This is a genomic window from Citrobacter telavivensis, assembly GCA_009363175.1.
Lineage (GTDB): Bacteria > Pseudomonadota > Gammaproteobacteria > Enterobacterales > Enterobacteriaceae > Citrobacter_A > Citrobacter_A telavivensis.
In genome coordinates, this window is the sequence record CP045205.1 from 4783155 (window position 1) to 4799419 (window position 16265).

Sequence of the window (16265 nt, forward strand, 5' to 3'; positions counted from 1 at the left end):
AGCGCAATGAACACGACGCAACTCAGCGCGCTATGTCAGCGCTACCAGGGAATATTACTGAATGCGAATAACGATACGGTACACATTGCCGTCGAAGATGCCCCTTCTCACGAACTGCTGGACGCCCTGCATTTCGCCACGACTCGCCGCATTGAGATTGCCTGCTGGACGCGTCAGCAGATGGAGCAACACCAGCATCCGTCCTCATCCACGCTGCCGTCAGTGGTTCCTGAAAACAGCGTCAGCGCTGCGGTTTTGCTGGATAAGACATTACAGAGCGCGCTGGCGAAACGGGCCTCAGACATCCACATAGAACCCGCAGAGCATCACGTTCGCCTCCGCTTACGGGTGGACGGTGTGCTGCATAGCTTACCCGATATTGCCAAAGAGACCGGCATTGCCCTGACAGCACGCCTGAAAGTGTTAAGCCATCTGGATATTGCGGAGCACCGCCTACCGCAGGATGGGCAATTCACCGTTGAGCTAAACGGCGCTGCCGTCTCGTTTCGTATCGCCACCCTTCCCTGCCGTTATGGCGAAAAAGTGGTGCTGCGGTTGCTGCATCAGGTGAATCAGGCTCTGGATGTCTCCATGCTGGGTATGCACGACACGCAGCTATCTGTCTTCATCGACGCCCTGCAACAACCACAAGGGCTGATCCTCGTCACCGGCCCCACGGGCAGCGGTAAAACGGTAACCCTTTATAGCGCGTTGCAAACACGAAACGCGCCGGAGGTGAACCTGTGTAGCGTTGAAGATCCCGTGGAAATTCCCCTCGACGGTATCAATCAGACGCAGATCCATCCGCGTGCCGGGCTGACCTTTCAGGGCGTATTGCGGGCACTACTACGTCAGGATCCCGATGTCATCATGGTGGGCGAGATCCGCGACGGCGAAACCGCAGAAATTGCTATTAAAGCCGCACAGACCGGGCATCTAGTACTTTCCACGCTGCATACCAACTCAACCTGCGAAGCGCTGGTGCGCTTGCAACAGATGGGCGTGGCCCGCTGGATGCTCTCTTCTGCGTTAACCCTGGTCGTGGCACAACGGCTGGTCAGAAAGCTGTGTCCATACTGCCGGCGGCTTATCGACGATCCGATTCGTTTGCCCCCAGCATGGTATCCCACGCCGCTACCCCGCTGGCAAGCGGTTGGCTGTGAACACTGCTATCACGGATTCTATGGTCGCACTGCGCTATTTGAACTGCTCGCGATCGCGGCCGAACTGCGTCATCAGATTGCCAACGACGCCTCAGTGGCAACGCTGGAAGCCCATGCGAAACAGGCAGGAATGAGCACACTCTTTGAAAGCGGGTGTCGCGCCGTCGATCAAGGACTGACGACCTTTGAAGAACTGGTGCGTATTCTGGGTATGCCAAATGACCACTAAACAACTGTGGTACTGGCAGGGGATGAATCGCGATGGACTGCCCGGAGAGGGAACCAATTGGGCAGAAAATCGACTCCTGCTGATGCAGGAACTGGAACAGCGTCAGGTAACGCCACTGCGTGTGAAATCCCTACGCGTGAAGCGAGCGCTCTGGCGCAGTGACCAATGCACAGAAGTGATTCACCAACTCGCAACGCTGCTAAAGGCGGGTTTAACACTCTCCGAAGGGCTGGAACTGCTTGCCGGACAGCAACCCAGCAAGCAATGGCAAGCCCTGTTGAGGGGTCTTGCGCAAGAACTGGAGCACGGTACGCCGCTCTCCAGCGCGCTGGCGCAATGGCCTGACGTTTTTCCGCCGCTGTATCAGGCGATGATACGCACCGGTGAACTGACCGGGAAACTGGATGAATGCTGCTTTGAACTCGCCCGACAGCAGAAGGCACAGAAACAACTCACCGATAAGGTCAAAAAAGCGCTGCGTTACCCCATCATTATTTTAACAATGGCGGTGATGGTGGTGCTGGCGATGCTCCACTTTGTTCTGCCCGAATTTGCCGCCATTTACCGAACCTTTAACACGCCGCTGCCTGCACTCACCCAGGGGATCATCGCGTTTGCCGACTGGAGTCAACGCTGGGGCGGGCTGATTGTCCTGATGACCATCATGCTGATCGCGGCCAACAATCTGTTATGCCGAAAGCCCGGTTGGCAAATTCTGCGCCAGCGCGGATTACTCCGCATGCCTGTCATGGGACCGTTGATCAGAGGCCAGAAGCTCACGCAAATCTTTACCATTCTCGCGCTGACGCAGACGGCGGGAATCGCATTTTTACCCGCGCTTGAGAGCGTGAAAGAGACGATTCAGTGCCCCTACTGGGCACTGCGTCTGGCACAGGTACAGCACGATATCAGTACCGGCGTTCCCGTCTGGCAGGCACTGAAAAATGCGGAAGAATTCAGCCCGCTGTGCTTGCAACTGGTCAGGACGGGTGAAGCCTCAGGCTCGCTGGATACCATGCTGCACAATCTTGCCCGACATCATGATGAACATACTCAGACAATGGCTGATAACCTGGCGGCGTTACTGGAACCAGCGCTGCTGGTGATTACCGGGCTTATCATCGGCACGCTGGTCGTGGCAATGTATTTGCCGATTTTTCATCTGGGCGATGCGATGAGTGGAGTGGGATAACGAAGGGAAATCGAAAGCAGAACTGGCGCTGAATGCAGCGCCAGTACAGGAGATTACAGGCTATTGAAAACGCGGTTTTCTTGTTCCTGAACCCGGATAAACGTCGTACGTTTGGTCAGTTCTTTCAGGCGAGAGGCACCAACGTAGGTACAGGCAGAACGCAGGCCGCCAAGAATATCACGCGCGGTGTTCTCTACCGGGCCACGCAGCGGCAGTTTGACGGTTTTACCTTCCGCAGCACGATACTGCGCAACGCCGCCGACATGACGGGTCATGGCGGATTCGGAACTCATACCGTAGAACAGCATGAATTTTTCGCCGTTTTCTTCAACGACTTTACCGCCGCTTTCTTCGTGACCGGCCAGCATACCACCGAGCATCACGAAATCTGCGCCGCCGCCGAACGCTTTCGCCACATCGCCAGGCATGGTGCAACCACCATCGCTGACAATCATTCCGCCCAGACCATGCGCCGCATCAGCACATTCGATCACCGCAGACAGTTGCGGATAACCGACACCGGTTTTCACACGGGTGGTGCAGACAGAACCCGGACCAATCCCGACTTTAACGATATCCGCGCCAGACAGAACCAGTTCTTCACACATTTCGCCCGTCACCACATTACCGGCGCAAATGGTTTTGGTCGGCCAGGCTTCACGCGCTTTCGATACGAACTGGACAAAGTGTTCAGAATAGCCGTTTGCGACATCGATGCAGACGAAGTTCAGTGCCGGATTCAGCGCCAGGATCTGTTGGGTCTTTTCGAAGTCCGCATCAGACGTACCGGTAGAGACCATAACGTGCTTGAGCACATTGGCCGACGCCGCGCCAACAAAGGCCGCCCAGTCTTCAACGGTGTAATGCTTATGAACGGCGGTCAGAACGTCGAAAGAGGCGAGGGCCGTTGCCATCGCGAATGTGCCGACGGTATCCATGTTTGCCGCAATAATAGGAACGCCGGACCAGGTCTGACCTGAGTGTTTAAAGGTGAATTGACGTTCCAGCTCAACATCGGAACGACTTTTAAGGGTAGAACGCTTAGGGCGGATAAGAACGTCTTTAAAACCTAACTTCAGATCTTCTTCAATACGCATGTGCGGATTCCTGGGGTTAAGGGCTATTAGTATGAGAGCGCAACTCCAGTGACGCTATCATACGCACTAATCAATGCCGCGCAAGACTGCGAAATTCTCTTTTTTTACGCTACAATCCCATAAATTTACCTGGCGAACGGCAGTCGATCTCTGAGTCATCGTCGCCAGTGTACGTTCAACTTTTAACCAATTGATTATCATAGCGAATTCCCGGGAAGCGAGATTATGAGGTATACAGTAGCCTTAACTGGCGGCATTGGCAGTGGTAAAAGCACTGTTGCGAATGCCTTTGCTGACCTCGGAATTCAGATAATTGATGCAGATATTATTGCCCGTCAGGTCGTCGAACCGGGCAAGCCTGCGCTGGATGCGATTGCAGAACATTTTGGCCCAGAGCTGATTTCCGCAGACGGCACGCTGCATCGTCGTCTGCTTCGCGAGCGGATTTTTGCCCATCCGCAAGAGAAAGCCTGGCTCAATGCCTTGCTTCATCCGCTCATCCAGCAGGAGACCCGACGTCAGTTTCAACAGGCGACGTCTGCGTATGTGCTGTGGGTGGTGCCATTACTGGTTGAAAACGGCCTTTATCGCCAGGCAAATCGCGTGCTCGTGGTAGATGTCACCCCCGAGACGCAGCTTTCCCGGACGATGCAGCGCGACGACGTTACGCGCGCGCACGTTGAACAGATTCTCGCTGCCCAGGCGTCGCGTGAAGCGCGCCTTGCCGTGGCAGACGATGTTATTGATAATAATGGCGCACCAGATTCCATCATGTCGGATGTCGCCCGCCTGCACGCACGTTATCTCCAGCTTGCGTCGCAGTTTGTCTCACAGGAAAAACCGTAATGCACACCCAGGTCCTTTTTGAACACCCACTCAATGAGAAGATGCGCACATGGTTGCGCATCGAGTTTTTGATTCAACAACTCTCCTCTCGCTTACCGATCGCAGATCATTCCGATGCCCTGCACTTCTTTCGTAATGCCGGAGATTTGTTGGACGTATTCGAACGTGGTGAAGTGCGTACAGAATTACTGAAAGAGCTTGAGCGCCAACAGCGTAAACTTCAGGCATGGATTGAAGTGCCGGGCGTCGACCAGAGCCGTATTGATGCACTGCGCCAGCAGTTAAAAACGGCCGGCAGCATTTTGATTTCCGCGCCACGCATGGGGCAATTTTTGCGTGAGGACCGGCTGATTGCCCTGGTGCGCCAGCGTCTGAGCATTCCTGGTGGCTGCTGTAGCTTTGATTTACCGACGCTGCATATCTGGCTGCATATGCCACAGGCGCAGCGCGATGCTCAGGTCGATAGCTGGCTTGCCAGTCTGAACCCGCTGAATCAGGCGTTGACCCTGATCCTTGATCTCATTCGCAACTCGGCACCGTTTCGTAAACAAACCAGTCTGAACGGATTTTATCAGGACAACGGGGAGGACGCGGATTTACTGCGCCTGCAGTTGCCGCTGGGTTTACAGCTTTATCCGCAGATTTCAGGCCACAAAAGCCGTTTTGCGATCCGTTTTATGCCGCTCGATAGCGACAATGGCGTGGTACCTGAACGCCTCGATTTCGAACTGGCCTGCTGTTAAGGAGTTAAAATGTCAGAGACGATCACCGTAAACTGCCCTACCTGCGGCAAAACGGTTGTATGGGGTGAAGTCAGTCCATTCCGCCCATTTTGTTCCAAGCGTTGCCAGTTGATCGATTTAGGTGAGTGGGCCGCTGAAGAGAAACGCATCGCCAGCAGTGGCGATCTGTCCGATAGCGACGACTGGAGTGAAACGAAAGAGTAAGCACAGACGGTATGGGGGACACTACGCCCCCGCCGTGATTTGCCGGAGCCCGGCGTCGCCTTATCAGGCCTGTGCGGTTTGAACTAACTTCATGATGACCGGTTCATTCGCCGGAGGGAAATCCTCCGCCTGCAACGTCCCGGCGGCAATCCATTTTCCGGGCTGCCCCTCTTTTCCCCACGGCTCGCCTTTCCAACTTTCGACCAGCCAGAACCACAGCGTGATATGCCTGTCCGGAAACTGATACTCCAGTTTCTCAAAAAGCGTGGCGCCTACCGGCGTAATTCCCACCTCTTCCTGTAGCTCGCGGCTCAGCGCCTGTTCCGGTGTCTCTCCGGCTTCAATCTTGCCGCCAGGAAATTCCAGTTTGTTCGCCATGTGCGCATCGGCCGCACGCTGGGTGATAAAGATTTCATTATACGGATTACGGATAATCCCGACGGCGATGTTCAGTTTTTTCATATTGTCGTATCCATAAAAAAGGCGCAGTTTCCTGCGCCTCATCGTTATTATTCAGATCTTAGCTCAGACGGCCGTGGCACTGTTTGTATTTTTTACCGGAACCACACGGACATGGATCGTTACGACCCACTTTACGTTCGCCCGTTTGCGCCGCCAGATCGGCCGCTGCGGCACTATCGTCGTCCTGATGGCTCAGTTGCTGCATCTGCGCTAAGCGTTCCGCTTCTTCACGACGCTGCTGTTCCATCGCTTCGACTTCTTCCGGCATGCGTACCTGAACTTTGCTCAGCGTACTGATCACTTCGTACTTCAGTGTTTCCAGCATGGAGGCAAACATCGAGAAGGATTCGCGCTTATATTCCTGCTTCGGATCTTTCTGCGCATAGCCACGCAGGTGGATACCCTGACGCAGGTAATCCATCGCCGCCAGGTGTTCTTTCCACAGGGAATCAAGCGTTTGCAGCATGACGCCTTTTTCGAAATGACGCATCATTTCTGCGCCAACCACCTCTTCTTTGCGCTGATACACTTCGATGGCCTGCGCCAGGATACGCTCACGCAGCGTCTCTTCATGCAGTTCCGGTTCTTTGTCCAGCCATTCAGCGATCGGCATCTCCAGATCGAAGTCATTTTTCAGGCGTTCCTGTAGACCCGGGATATCCCACATTTCTTCCAGAGACTGCGGCGGAATGTAAGCATCAATGGTGGCTTTGAACACGTCTTCACGAATGCTGTTGATCGTTTCGCTAACGTCGCTCACGTCCAGCAGTTCGTTACGCTGGGAATAGATAGCACGACGCTGGTCGTTAGCAACATCATCATATTCCAGCAGTTGCTTACGAATATCGAAGTTGCGGCTTTCCACTTTACGCTGCGCGTTGGCAATCGCTTTGGTGACCCACGGGTGCTCAATAGCTTCGCCCTGTTTCATTCCCAGTTTACGCATCATGCCGGACACGCGGTCAGAGGCAAAAATACGCATCAACGCATCTTCCATCGACAGGTAGAAACGCGAAGAACCCGCATCCCCCTGACGACCGGAACGACCGCGCAGCTGGTTATCGATACGACGAGATTCATGACGCTCAGTACCGATGATGTGCAGACCACCGGACGCCAGAACGGCTTCATGACGAACCTGCCAGTCAGCTTTAATCTGTGCAATCTGCTCAGGCGTTGGGTTTTCCAGCGCGGCCACTTCTGCCTGCCAGCTACCGCCCAGCACGATATCCGTACCACGACCAGCCATGTTAGTGGCGATGGTCACGGCTGCCGGATAGCCCGCTTGCGCGACGATAGCCGCTTCGTTGGCGTGGAATTTGGCGTTCAGAACGTTGTGTTTGATACCGGCTTTAGTCAGTTCGTTAGAAACCACTTCGGATTTCTCGATGGAGATAGTCCCCACCAGCACCGGCTGACCATTGGCGGAACGTTCTTTAATATCTTCAATGATGGCCTGAATTTTTTCCGCTTCGGTCATGTAGACCAGATCCGGCATGTCCTTACGGATCATCGGACGGTTGGTCGGCACCACCACGGTATCCAGTTTGTAGATTGAGCTGAACTCAAACGCTTCAGTATCTGCGGTACCGGTCATACCGGCCAGTTTTTCATACAGACGGAAGTAGTTCTGGAAGGTGATCGAGGCCAGCGTCTGGTTCTCGTTCTGGATTTCCACGCCCTCTTTCGCTTCAACAGCCTGGTGCAGACCATCAGACCAGCGACGGCCCTGCATGGTACGACCGGTATGTTCGTCAACGATGATGACTTCGCCGTCTTTCACGATATAGTCAACGTCGCGAGTGAACAGCGCGTGTGCGCGCAGTGCAGCGGTCACGTGGTGCATCAGCATGATGTTACCCGGCGAGTACAGAGACTCACCCTCATCCATAATGCCTTCTTTCACCAGCAGTTCTTCAATCAGCACCAGACCGCGTTCGGTCAGGTTGACCTGACGCGCTTTTTCATCCACAGAGAAGTGGCCTTCCCCCTGGAAGCTGTCGGAGTCTTCTTTCTCCTGGCGAATCAGATACGGGATGATTTTGTTCACTTTCTTGTACATTTCCGAGCTGTCTTCAGCCGGGCCGGAAATGATCAGCGGAGTACGCGCTTCATCGATCAGGATGGAGTCGACTTCATCCACCAGCGCATAGTGCAGTTTACGCTGTACGCGCTCTTCAGGGCTGAACGCCATGTTGTCACGCAGGTAGTCAAAGCCATATTCGTTGTTGGTGCCATAAGTGATGTCCGCGGCGTAAGCTTCGCGCTTGGCTGGCGCAGGCATGCCCGGCAGGTTGATGCCAACGGTCATACCGAGGAATTCGAACAGCGGACGGTTGTTTTCGGCGTCACGCTGCGCCAGATAGTCGTTCACGGTAACCACGTGAACGCCTTTGCCGCTCAGCGCGTTCAGGTAAGCGGGCAGGGTTGCGGTTAGGGTTTTACCTTCACCGGTACGCATTTCCGCGATGCAGCGCTCGTTAAGTACCATCCCCCCGAGCAACTGAACGTCGAAGTGACGCATACCAAAGACGCGTTTACTGGCTTCACGTACGACGGCAAAGGCTTCCGGGATCAGGCTCTCTACGCTTTCGCCTTTTTCCAGACGCGCGCGGAATTCACTGGTTTTTGCCTTCAGTTCGTCATCGGAGAGTTTTTCCATCTCCGGTTCCATGGCATTGATCGCTGCAACCGCTTTACGCATACGACGCAACGTACGATCGTTACGGCTACCGAATACTTTCGTTAATAATTTGATTAGCATATTGAAATCTCAAACGCCCCGCGATGTGGGGTCATAATAATTAGTTGAAGTTTATTGGTTTTTTTAGCTGAGGCGTTGAGGGCCGGCGCGAATCCCCTGCGCCTGACTGATCCAGGCGGGAACGGTGAATACGGCCTGAGGTGTAAAATGGGCATACGTTACGCACGGCGCACTTGCCGAAGGCGTACCTTCCTGAGTCAGCATCGCGCTGAGCGTATTCAGTAAGGCTAAATGATGCGCCTGAAGCGGTAACGGCTCTTCCGCAACGGGCAGCGCCTGCGGGGCCATTGCGAAGGAAAGATGACGGATGACCGTGCGAATAGCATGCTGATGCCAGTAGTCGACGGTAAAATTGGGGCGGCGGTTGCTCGTTTCCAGCAGCGCCAGCTGGCTGAAATTGACTTTAACGCGTTGCTCGTGGCTGCTTGCTGCCGCCTTTGCAGGCGTAGTCGGCTCAACGGTGCTTCCGAGCGCAGGCAGGCCAAAACTTGCCGCGACCATCCCTAATAAGAGATGCGGCCAGAAGTAGCGTCTACCTAACTGTCGCCAGCGCGTCAGTATTCCACTCACGTTATTGCCATCCCAATCGTATTATTCAAAACGTTTTTTTGCGCACAAATCTTATCATTAATGCGCAGGCACTACAGCAGTATTGATGAGAAGTTGCAGGTAAAAGTGCTTAAGAAAGCAGCGTTCGCACGGCATCGCGATTCAGCACGCTAAAGAACAATACCGAATGACGACTTTGACGACAGACAGGGCAAAAAGATGCCAAAAAAAACGACTGGCTCACCTGGCCGGAGAGAGTGCCAGATTAACCAGTCGAATTTATGCGACAACCTGTGTCGTTATGCCAGTACGGTCGAAGGCGCTTTGAAAGCCAGCGGCAGTTCTGCATCGTCCTGGAAGGTCACAAATTCCCAGGCTTCCTGTTTTGCCAGGACAGCCTGCAGCAATTTGTTATTCAATGCATGACCGGATTTATACGCGGTAAATGCACCGATAATGTTGTGACCACACATGAACAGGTCGCCAATAGCGTCGAGCATTTTGTGACGAACGAATTCATCTTCAAAACGCAGGCCGTCTTCGTTCAGTACGCGATAATCGTCAACAACGATGGCACAATCGAAGCTGCCGCCCAGGCACAGGCCACGGGACTGCAGATATTCGATATCACGCATGAAACCGAAAGTACGCGCGCGGCTAATCTGGCGCATGAACGCATCAGCAGAGAAGTTCATCGCATAGCGCTGAGTGCTGGAGTCGATCGCCGGATGGTTAAAGTCGATAGTGAAATCCAACGTAAAACCATTGTACGGTCTGAACTCGGCCCACTTGTCACCATCTTCGACTCGAACGGTCTCTTTGATGCGAACAAATTTCTTGGCGCTGTTCAGTTCTTCAATACCGGCGTCAAGCAGCAGGTAGACGAACGGAGCAGCACTGCCATCCATGATCGGGATTTCCGGAGCATCAACTTCGATAACGATGTTATCGATACCCAGACCCGCCAGAGCAGCATTAAGGTGCTCTACGGTTGAAATCCGTACATCATGCTCGTTAACCAGACACGTACAGAGCATGGTATCACGCACAGATTTGGCATCGGCCGGGAAATCTACCGGTGGATTCAAGTCGGTGCGACGATAGATGACCCCGGTGTTGGCCGGCGCAGGGCGTAATGTCAGGGTGACTTTCTTGCCGGTATGCAAACCGACGCCAGTCGCCTGAACGATACGTTTAAGTGTCCTTTGTTTGATCATCGTATAATCTCGCCAAATTACCTATCCAACCGAAGTGTACTATACATTCGGTGGGCCAGTTTAGCACAAAGAGCCTCGAATCCCAAATTCCAGCCTATTCTTAATCGGCTTGCTTACGCAGGAACGCAGGGATATCCAGATAATCCGGCTCTTTCGCGGTTTGCGGCGTATTGTCGTTCACCACTTTTGCGACCGGTTTCTGCTCTTGCGTCAACGGCGCCATGCCGTGCTGCTGGTAACGATCCATCACCGGCTGCTGCACCTGTTTGTTGGTGACCAGAGTGATTTCAGGACGCTTGTCCATACCAATACCGGTTGCTACCACGGTGACACGCAGTTCGTCGTTCATATCCGGGTCCAGGGAAGTACCGATCACCACGGTCGCGTTATCCGATGCAAAAGCACGGATGGTGTTACCCACAGTTTCGAACTCATCCAGACGCAGGTCGAAGCCCGCCGTGATGTTGACCAGCACGCCACGCGCCCCAGACAGATCGATATCTTCCAGCAACGGAGAGGAGATCGCCATTTCAGCGGCTTCTTCCGCGCGGTCTTCACCGCTCGCTACGCCAGAACCCATCATCGCGTAGCCCATTTCGGACATCACGGTGCGCACGTCTGCAAAGTCGACGTTCATCAGACCCGGACGGGTAATCAGTTCGGCGATACCCTGCACTGCGCCTTTCAGCACGTCGTTCGCCGCACCAAACGCGTCAAGCAATGAGATACCGCGACCCAGCACTTTCAGCAGTTTGTCGTTCGGGATGGTGATCAGCGAGTCCACATGCTTGGACAGCTCAGTGATCCCCTGTTCCGCGAAAGCCATACGCTTTTTGCCTTCAAAATTGAAAGGCTTGGTCACAACCGCAACGGTCAGGATCCCTAAATCTTTAGCCACTTCAGCAACCACTGGCGCTGCACCGGTGCCGGTACCGCCGCCCATGCCTGCTGCGATAAACACCATGTCTGCACCGTCAAGCGCTGCACGCAAAGCTTCACGATCTTCGTCCGCTGCATTGCGACCGACTTCCGGGTTTGCACCCGCCCCCAGACCTTTGGTAATCCCGCTACCGATCTGGATAGTCTGGCCAACCGCCGTCTTTCGCAACGCCTGAGCGTCGGTATTTACCGCGAAGAATTCAACACCCTCAATGCGCTCGCGCACCATGTGTTCAACGGCATTACCGCCGCCGCCACCGACGCCGATGACTTTAATCACCGCGTCGTTGGTCAGTTCCATAGGTTCAAACATAGTTTCTCTCTCCGTTGTGCCTGTCGCCTGAGGCCGTAATTTTCGCCGGCCTCATAAAAAATTAAAACTCTTTTCGCAGCCAGCTGTTAAGACGTTTAATCCAAGAGCCAACTGAAGCCGTAACACGTTTCTCTACTTCAGCTTCGCCACTTAAATGGGACTCTTTCCCGTAGTGAAGCAGCCCCACCGCCGTTGAGTAATACGGCTCCTGAGCGTAATCCGTCAAACCGGTAATATTCAGCGGCGCACCGATACGCACTTGCGTATGGAACACGCGCTGGGCACAGGCGGCAAGACCTTCAATTTGCGCCGCGCCACCGGTCAGTACAATCCCCGCCGCCAGATGATGTTTCACACCCTGCTGGCGAAGTTGTTCCTGTAATTGCAATATCTCTTCGTTGACCAGGTTGAGCAGTTCGGTATAACGCGGCTCAATCACCTCTGCCAACGTCTGTCGTTGCAGACTGCGCGGCGGACGTCCACCCACGCTTGGCACTTCAACGCTTTCATCTTTCCCGACGATGGATCCCAGCGCGCAGCCATGGCGAACTTTAATCGCTTCGGCATCACTCGGCGGCGTACCGAAGGCATACGCAATGTCGCTGGTAACCACATTCCCTGCATAAGGGATCACTTTGGTGTGGCGCAAAGCCCCGCCAGTATAAACGGCGATGTCCATTGTACCACCACCAATATCGACGACGCAGACGCCCAGTTCACGTTCATCTTCCGTCAATACGGAATAACTGGCCGCCAGTCCGGCAAATATCAGTTGGTCAACTTTCAGGCCACAACGTTCCACGGCTTTAACAATGTTTTTCGCCATATCGTTGTGGCAGGTGATCAAATGCACTTTTGCCTGCATACGAACACCGGAAAGACCGACAGGATTTTTGATGCCTTCCTGGTAGTCAATCGCATATTCCTGCGGGATCACGTGCAGTACACGGTGCTCATCGCGAACGCGCACTGACTTCGCGGTATGCACGACGTTTTCCACGTCTTCCTGCGTCACTTCTTCTTCTGAAATCGGCACCATGCCGATTTCATTCTGACAGCTAATATGTTTGCCCGAAAGCGCCAGATAGACCGAGGAGATTTGGCAATCCGCCATCAGTTCTGCCTGATCAATGGCGCGCTGCACACATTTCACCACGGATTCGAGGTCATTAACCCCGCCTTTATCCATCCCGCGTGACGGGCAACTGCCCACGCCAATGATATTGACCATACCGTCGGGCAGAACTTCCCCTACTAAAGCGGCAACCTTCGCGGTGCCAATCTCCAGTCCAACTACCAGTTTTCTGTCCGTCGCCTTGATCATTGTTGTTCTGCCTGTACCTGATTCTGTTGCTGATTAGATTCCTCAGGAGGTAAGGGAACCCACCCTACTGCCGCTCCTGAGTCATAACGCAAATCAACGTAGCTAATCCGTTTGCCATCGGTTTGCGCCTGCTGCTGTAAAACCGGGTAAAGTTCTACAAAGCGAGCCAAACGTTTCATCGTGTCACCCCGGCCAAGGTTGAGCTTAATATCGTTATTGAGCGTCAACTGCCAGGAGCGACGTGCGGTCATTGCCGCTTCCTTCAGGGTAAACCGGTCCTTCGCCAGCACCTGTGACATGTCACGATACCCCTGCAACACTTCACTCGCGCTGCCTTCCGGGCCAGATAACATGGGTAAAACCTGCTTGCTGGTGCGATCGGCCGGCACGCTGAAGGCATTTCCTTCGGCGTCTACCATATGCTGATCATTCCAACGCGCAATCGGCACATATTCAACCAGATGAATCTTCAATTCATCAGGCCATTGCTTTCTGACGCTGGCCTGCTTAATCCACGGCAAGCGTTCGATCTGACTCTGGATGATATTCACATCCTGAGTCATAAAAGTACCCGGTGCGCCTAACGCCAGAATCGACTGGCGAATATCATCATTCTTCGTGTAATGGCGTTCACCGGTTAACACCAGCTTTGACAGCGGCAAACGCTGCGCATCTTCCATCCACCCCAACACGACCCAGCCGCTGACCAGCACGGTACACAGCACCGTCAGCAGGAAGAAAATACCTGCAAGACGCATTCCATTATTGCGACGTGAGGAAGAAACCTCTTCTTCACTGTTTCGCGTGTTCAGCGCTGCCTGCGACATATCAGTCCGCCAACTCCAGAATTCGTACCACCAACTGCGAGAAATTCATCCCCGCCTGACGCGCCGCCATCGGCACCAGGCTGTGGCTGGTCATACCCGGAGAGGTATTTGCTTCCAGCAGATAAAACTGGCCATCGCTATCCTGCATGACGTCAATACGCCCCCAACCTTTACAGCCCAGGGTTGTCCACGCTTTCAGCACTAATGCCTGCAAAATAGCTTCTTGTTCACGTTCCAGACCTGCCGGGCAGAAATACTGTGTTTCATCAGACAGATACTTCGCCTCATAATCATAGAAGGTTCCAGCGGGTTGGATACGAATTGCGGGTAAAATTTCTTCACCCAGTATCGCTACCGTAAATTCCGGACCGCTGAGCCATTTCTCGATCAGAACGTCTTCATCATGCTGAAAAGCCAGCATTAATGCATCCTGTAAAGCGTCATATTCTGACACTTTCGACATTCCCACGCTGGAGCCTTCACGGCTGGGCTTCACAATCAGCGGTAAACCCAGCGCAGAAATTTGCGTAACCTGTTCTTCGTTAAGACCTTTTTCAAACTGAGCACGCTCTAACGCGACCCACGGCGCAACGGGTAACCCCGCGCCCTGCCACAGGAACTTGCTGCGCAGTTTATCCATGGAGATCGCCGATGCCATCACGCCGCTGCCGGTATAAGGCAAGCCAACCAGTTCCAGCAACCCCTGTAAGGTTCCATCTTCCCCGCCACGTCCATGCAGGGCGATAAAGACTTTCTGAAAGCCCATCGACTTCAACAGCGTAACGTCGACCTCTTTCGGATCGACCGGATGCGCATCCACGCCACCTTCACGTAATCCGGCCAGCACCGCCGTACCGGAATTCAGCGACACGTCACGTTCAGCGGAGGTACCGCCCAGCAGGACCGCGATTTTATCAGCCATGTTGTTCGTCCTCCTGAATTTGCGGCTTCAATTTGATTTCAGCTAAGGAACGCGCGATTTTGCCGATATTTCCCGCGCCCTGCACCAGAATCAAATCGTTGCCGGTCAATACCGGTGCCAGCATTTGCGCAACCTGCGCCGGATCGGAAACCAGAATCGGGTCGATTTTCCCGCGACCGCGAATGGTGCGGCACAGCGAGCGGCTGTCCGCCCCCGGAATCGGCGCTTCGCCCGCCGCGTACACATCCAGCATCAGCAACGCATCAACCTGGGTCAGCACGTTGGCAAAATCGTCATACAGGTCACGCGTACGCGTGAAACGGTGCGGCTGAAACAGCATCACCAGATTTTTGTCCGGCCAGCCCGCACGTGCAGCTTTAATTGTCGCGTCCACTTCCGTCGGGTGGTGACCGTAATCATCCACCAGCATTGCCGTACCGGCTTTGCCGTTAACCGGCTCAAGCGGGTATTCACCGAGGAAGTCGAAACGACGACCGGTACCCTGGAAGCTTTCCAACGCGCGCAGGATCGCGTCGTCTGCAATACCTTCTTCCGTTGCCACCGCCACGGCAGCCGCCGCGTTCAGGGCATTATGGCGACCTGGCGCATTCAGCGTTACGCGCAGGTCAGGCATCCCCTGGCGCAGCAGGATAAAGTGCCCCTGCGGGCCCACCTGCTGATAATCTTCGACGCGAACATCAGCATCATCGCTAAAGCCGTACGTCGTGGTCTGACGGCCCACGCGCGGCAGTAGCTCGCGGATCACCGGGTCGTCAACGCACATCACCGCACGACCATAAAACGGCAGGTTATGCAGGAAATTAATAAACGTCTGCTTAAGATTTTCGAAGTCGCCATGGTAGGTATCCATGTGATCGGCTTCGATGTTGGTGACAATCGCCACCATCGGTTGCAGATGCAGGAACGACGCATCGCTCTCATCCGCTTCCGCAATTAAGTAACGGCTATGGCCCAGGCGCGCGTGAACACCTGCCGCTTTCACCAGACCGCCGTTAACGAAGGTCGGATCCAGCCCCGCTTCCGCGTAAATACTGGAGACCATCGCAGTTGTGGTCGTCTTACCGTGCGTCCCGGCAATCGCGATGCCGTGGCGAAAACGCATCAACTCCGCCAGCATCTCCGCACGACGGATCACCGGAATACGCGCTTCGTGCGCCGCCATAATTTCCGGGTTATCGGCAGAGATGGCGCTGGAGACCACAACCACGCTCGCATCACGCACGTTTTCCGGGCGATGGTTGAAATAAATCGTTGCCCCCAGGTTCATCAACTGCTGCGTCACCGGGTTTGGCGCTAAATCGGAACCACTGATCTGATACCCTTCATTGGCCAGAACTTCGGCAATACCGCCCATACCGGCACCACCGATGCCGACAAAGTGAATGTGCCGAACGCGACGCATTTCGGGCACGATGGAACGCAGTTTTGCCAATTGTTGTGTATTCATTCTTTA

Annotated in this window: 15 protein-coding genes; 5 read left to right on the plus strand and 10 right to left on the minus strand. The window is 54.3% G+C overall.

Annotated features, from left to right (window positions below; all coding sequences use genetic code 11):
- Positions 1 to 6 precede the first annotated feature (6 nt).
- The gene (gene gspE, locus GBC03_25310) at positions 7 to 1392 is read left to right on the plus strand and encodes a type II secretion system protein GspE (protein ID QFS73287.1); all 1386 of its coding nucleotides are present in this window, start codon (positions 7 to 9) and stop codon (positions 1390 to 1392) included.
- Positions 1382 to 2584, plus strand: coding sequence for a protein transport protein HofC (hofC, locus tag GBC03_25315; protein ID QFS73288.1), 1203 nt, complete (start codon positions 1382 to 1384; stop codon positions 2582 to 2584). Before gspE ends, hofC begins: the two co-directional genes overlap by 11 nt.
- A gap of 53 nt (positions 2585 to 2637) precedes the next feature.
- Here hofC and GBC03_25320 read toward each other — a convergent pair whose 3' ends face one another.
- Positions 2638 to 3681: a GMP reductase gene (locus tag GBC03_25320; GenBank protein QFS73289.1), complete on the minus strand. Its 1044-nt coding sequence runs from the start codon at positions 3679 to 3681 to the stop codon at positions 2638 to 2640.
- A 225-nt stretch (positions 3682 to 3906) separates the two neighbouring features.
- On the opposite strand from GBC03_25320, the gene coaE reads away from it, so the two are divergent.
- The 3 genes from coaE to yacG are packed head-to-tail and all read left to right on the plus strand — an operon-like array spanning position 3907 to position 5474.
- A complete protein-coding gene (gene coaE, locus GBC03_25325; protein ID QFS73290.1) occupies positions 3907 to 4527 on the plus strand; it encodes a dephospho-CoA kinase in 621 nt (206 codons plus the stop codon).
- A complete protein-coding gene (gene zapD / locus GBC03_25330; GenBank protein QFS73291.1) occupies positions 4527 to 5270 on the plus strand; it encodes a cell division protein ZapD in 744 nt (247 codons plus the stop codon). The genes coaE and zapD overlap by 1 nt, the downstream gene beginning before the upstream one ends.
- A gap of 9 nt (positions 5271 to 5279) precedes the next feature.
- Positions 5280 to 5474 carry a DNA gyrase inhibitor YacG gene (gene yacG, locus GBC03_25335; GenBank protein QFS73292.1) on the plus strand — a complete coding sequence of 65 codons (195 nt, stop codon included), beginning with the start codon at positions 5280 to 5282 and terminating at the stop codon, positions 5472 to 5474.
- 63 nt (positions 5475 to 5537) lie between these two features.
- On the opposite strand, the gene mutT is transcribed toward yacG, so the two are convergent.
- The 9 genes from mutT to murC all read right to left on the minus strand — a co-directional run bounded on the left by mutT (position 5538) and on the right by murC (position 16259).
- Positions 5538 to 5936: an 8-oxo-dGTP diphosphatase MutT gene (gene mutT, locus GBC03_25340; protein ID QFS73293.1), complete on the minus strand. Its 399-nt coding sequence runs from the start codon at positions 5934 to 5936 to the stop codon at positions 5538 to 5540.
- A gap of 58 nt (positions 5937 to 5994) precedes the next feature.
- Positions 5995 to 8700 carry a preprotein translocase subunit SecA gene (gene secA, locus GBC03_25345; GenBank protein ID QFS73294.1) on the minus strand — a complete coding sequence of 902 codons (2706 nt, stop codon included), beginning with the start codon at positions 8698 to 8700 and terminating at the stop codon, positions 5995 to 5997.
- Between the two features lie 63 nt (positions 8701 to 8763).
- Positions 8764 to 9270 carry a secA regulator SecM gene (secM, locus tag GBC03_25350; protein ID QFS73295.1) on the minus strand — a complete coding sequence of 169 codons (507 nt, stop codon included), beginning with the start codon at positions 9268 to 9270 and terminating at the stop codon, positions 8764 to 8766.
- A gap of 278 nt (positions 9271 to 9548) precedes the next feature.
- A complete protein-coding gene (gene lpxC, locus GBC03_25355) occupies positions 9549 to 10466 on the minus strand; it encodes a UDP-3-O-acyl-N-acetylglucosamine deacetylase (protein QFS73296.1) in 918 nt (305 codons plus the stop codon).
- A 100-nt stretch (positions 10467 to 10566) separates the two neighbouring features.
- A complete protein-coding gene (gene ftsZ / locus GBC03_25360; GenBank protein QFS73297.1) occupies positions 10567 to 11718 on the minus strand; it encodes a cell division protein FtsZ in 1152 nt (383 codons plus the stop codon).
- Positions 11719 to 11779: 61 nt separating this feature from the next.
- Positions 11780 to 13042, minus strand: coding sequence for a cell division protein FtsA (gene ftsA, locus GBC03_25365; protein ID QFS73298.1), 1263 nt, complete (start codon positions 13040 to 13042; stop codon positions 11780 to 11782).
- A complete protein-coding gene (ftsQ, locus tag GBC03_25370) occupies positions 13039 to 13869 on the minus strand; it encodes a cell division protein FtsQ (protein ID QFS73299.1) in 831 nt (276 codons plus the stop codon). Before ftsQ ends, ftsA begins: the two co-directional genes overlap by 4 nt.
- 1 nt (position 13870) lies before the next feature.
- Positions 13871 to 14791: a D-alanine--D-alanine ligase gene (locus tag GBC03_25375; protein QFS73300.1), complete on the minus strand. Its 921-nt coding sequence runs from the start codon at positions 14789 to 14791 to the stop codon at positions 13871 to 13873.
- Positions 14784 to 16259, minus strand: a complete 1476-nt coding sequence (murC, locus tag GBC03_25380; protein ID QFS73301.1) for a UDP-N-acetylmuramate--L-alanine ligase — start codon at positions 16257 to 16259, stop codon at positions 14784 to 14786. Before murC ends, GBC03_25375 begins: the two co-directional genes overlap by 8 nt.
- Positions 16260 to 16265: the final 6 nt, after the last annotated feature.

Bases quoted from the DNA above. Each gene is read 5' to 3' on its own strand.
- gspE (QFS73287.1), top strand. From the start codon at position 7: ATGAACACGACGCAACTCAGCGCGCTATGTCAGCGCTACCAGGGAATA.
- secA (QFS73294.1), bottom strand. From the start codon at position 8,700: ATGCTAATCAAATTATTAACGAAAGTATTCGGTAGCCGTAACGATCGT.
- ftsA (QFS73298.1), bottom strand. From the start codon at position 13,042: ATGATCAAGGCGACGGACAGAAAACTGGTAGTTGGACTGGAGATTGGC.
- lpxC (QFS73296.1), bottom strand. From the start codon at position 10,466: ATGATCAAACAAAGGACACTTAAACGTATCGTTCAGGCGACTGGCGTC.
- GBC03_25375 (QFS73300.1), bottom strand. From the start codon at position 14,791: ATGGCTGATAAAATCGCGGTCCTGCTGGGCGGTACCTCCGCTGAACGT.
- yacG (QFS73292.1), top strand. From the start codon at position 5,280: ATGTCAGAGACGATCACCGTAAACTGCCCTACCTGCGGCAAAACGGTT.
- murC (QFS73301.1), bottom strand. From the start codon at position 16,259: ATGAATACACAACAATTGGCAAAACTGCGTTCCATCGTGCCCGAAATG.
- ftsQ (QFS73299.1), bottom strand. From the start codon at position 13,869: ATGTCGCAGGCAGCGCTGAACACGCGAAACAGTGAAGAAGAGGTTTCT.
- GBC03_25320 (QFS73289.1), bottom strand. From the start codon at position 3,681: ATGCGTATTGAAGAAGATCTGAAGTTAGGTTTTAAAGACGTTCTTATC.
- mutT (QFS73293.1), bottom strand. From the start codon at position 5,936: ATGAAAAAACTGAACATCGCCGTCGGGATTATCCGTAATCCGTATAAT.
- hofC (QFS73288.1), top strand. From the start codon at position 1,382: ATGACCACTAAACAACTGTGGTACTGGCAGGGGATGAATCGCGATGGA.
- ftsZ (QFS73297.1), bottom strand. From the start codon at position 11,718: ATGTTTGAACCTATGGAACTGACCAACGACGCGGTGATTAAAGTCATC.
- zapD (QFS73291.1), top strand. From the start codon at position 4,527: ATGCACACCCAGGTCCTTTTTGAACACCCACTCAATGAGAAGATGCGC.
- coaE (QFS73290.1), top strand. From the start codon at position 3,907: ATGAGGTATACAGTAGCCTTAACTGGCGGCATTGGCAGTGGTAAAAGC.